Annotated in this window: 1 protein-coding gene; it reads right to left on the reverse strand. The window is 38.2% G+C overall.

Annotated features, from left to right (window positions below):
* Positions 1-1,947, reverse strand: a 1,947-nt coding sequence (locus tag J655_RS24080; protein ID WP_032053438.1) for an Ig-like domain-containing protein, incomplete at both ends; no start/stop codon positions are given.

The following is a 1,947-nucleotide window of genomic DNA, read 5'->3' on the forward strand; positions in this document are numbered from 1 at the left end:
AGATAGTCCGAACCTGTATTAGAAATTAACGTATCATCTCCGTTCCCGCCATATAGATAATCATTTCCAGTAGATCCTTTAATAATTTGAGTAAATGTAGGGTCTGTTGGTTTGTAAGTTCCTGATACAGTATTAATTATAGTGGTTAGTGGTTGAGAACTATTCCCAGCTTGATCTGTAGCAGTTACCCTATATTCTACATTTAACCAATCGAATTTTTCCTCAATATTTACGTGAACCCAAGCCCCATCAATTTTTTGCTCAACAGCATAACTATCACTTGGCGCATTAAAAATAATTTTATCTGTACTAGCATCGTAATTAAACAAATTAGCCAATATAGGTGCCGTAGTATCAGGTGCATTTATATTAATTGAACTTTCATTACCTTTAGCATCCGCAGCAATTACTTTTAATAATTCACCATCTTCATAAACTGTATTCAAAATTACATTGTAATACCCGGATGCATCAGCTATTGCCGAACCGATTACATCACCTGCAGTATTTTTAACAATTATTGTGGTATTTGCTTCAGTTGTACCTTGTACTGATTGCCCTTCAGCCCATCCACCTTGAATAGTTGGTTGATGCAAAATTGGTGGCGTACTATCTGGTGCAATAACCTCTTTCGCTTCAGTTTTATTATCCGATTGATCTGCTGCCGTTACGCTTAAGCTTTCACCATTTAAGTAAGCTTTATCAAGAGTAATAGAATAATTTCCTGCCTCATCTGCATTAGCTGTGCCTACAACTTTTGTTTCGTAATGGTCTACTTCTAAAATAGTTTTTGGCACTTCTTGCGTTACATTTACATTTATAACGGGGACCATTGAACTAGAATAATTTACTGTCAAAGTATAGGTTCCAGGCGGTAATACCGAACCTTTTGCTAAATCAATACTGTAATTGCCGTCTCCAACTTGGGAAATACTACCATTTAGACTTGTATTTAAACTCGCACTAGAAAGAGTTGAACTATAACTACCAGAAAGTGAATTAGTCGAAGAACTCAAATTTAAAGAAACATGTGCATTTGTGCCTGTAACTTCGAAAGAATATGTTTTCGATAAAGAATTTGACTGTACTGTCTCACTCAAAACAGATTGGGTTTCTAAAACAGTGACTTCTTTATAAATAGCAGTTATTTGTTCTACTGTCACTCTTGCACCTACTTCAGTCGTACCTGTAACCACTTTACCTGCAGCATCTATAATTGCAGTTAAACTTGATGGTGCCGTGGTGTCGGGTGCATTAACTGTTTTTGGTGCGGTAGCATTACCAGATTGATCTGATGCTGTAGCACTTAAGCTTTCTCCATTTAAATAAGCTTTATCTAGGGTAATCGAGTATTTACCTGTGGCATCTGCGGTAGCCGTACCAACTACGGTTCCTGCAGTATTTTTAATCGTTACAACAGCATTGGCTTCAGTTACACCTGTAACCACTTTACCTGATGAATCAATCGTTGTAGTTAAACTTGAAGGTGCAGTGGTGTCGGGTGCATTAACTGTTTTTGGTGCGGTAGCATTACCAGATTTGTCCGCAGCCGTTGCACTTAAAGTTTCACCATTTAGATAAGCCTTATCTAGGGTAATCGAGTATTTACCTGTAGCATCAGCTGTAGCTGTACCGATTAGGGTTCCCGCAGCATTCTTAACTGTTACAACAGCATTTGCTTCAGTCGTACCTGTAACCGCTTTACCTGATGAATCAATCGTTGCAGTTAAGCTTGAAGGTGCAGTGGTATCTGGAGCATTAACTGTTTTTGGTACTGTGATATTACCTGCTTTATCTGCCGCTGTTGCATTTAAGCTTTCGCCATTTAAGTAAGCTTTGTCTAGGGTAATTGAATATTTACCTGTGGCATCAGCAGTACCTGTACCGATTATGGTTCCTGCAGTATTCTTAACTGTTACAACAGCATTCGCTTCAGTCGTACCTGTA

It is taken from the genome of Acinetobacter sp. 1294243, assembly GCF_000588015.1.
Classification (GTDB): Bacteria; Pseudomonadota; Gammaproteobacteria; order Pseudomonadales; family Moraxellaceae; genus Acinetobacter; species Acinetobacter pittii.